Below are 510 nucleotides of genomic sequence, written 5' to 3' on the forward strand. Positions count from 1 at the left end.
CTGTTGGCGCCGTTAAGTCTAAAGTGATGGTGCCGGTTGCAGCGTCACTGCTGTTATTCGCCGTATCTGTTGCCACCACACTCACCGCAATTTCACCTTCGGTTAATGCCGCTAATTCATTATCCGCTAACGTCCACGTGCCGTTGCCATTATTAGTAGCATCGTATTCAATATCATTGACCGTCACTACAACCGTTGCATCATTATCATTTACTGTGCCGGTTAACGCAGGCGTTGTATCGTTTGTAGTGATTGACGTCACCGCGACTGTTGGCGCCGTTAAGTCTAAAGTGATGGTGCCGGTTGCAGCGTCACTGCTGTTATTCGCCGTATCCGTTGCCACCACACTCACCGCAATTTCACCTTCGGTTAATGCGACTAATTCATTATCCGCTAACGTCCACGTGCCATTACCATTGTTAGTTGCATCGTATTCAATGCCATTCACGGTCACAACAACCGTGGCATCATTATCATTTACCGTGCCACTTAACGCAGGCGTTGTATCGT

Annotated in this window: 1 protein-coding gene; it reads right to left on the minus strand. The window is 48.2% G+C overall.

Annotation, left to right across the window (positions count from 1 at the left end):
* Positions 1 to 510 (minus strand): Ig-like domain-containing protein (locus tag OW492_RS16980; RefSeq protein ID WP_290041722.1); only part of this gene is annotated, 510 nt, incomplete at both ends.

It is taken from the genome of Psychromonas sp. 14N.309.X.WAT.B.A12 (genome assembly GCF_030397575.1).
In the GTDB taxonomy this organism is placed as follows: Bacteria; Pseudomonadota; Gammaproteobacteria; order Enterobacterales; family Psychromonadaceae; genus Psychromonas.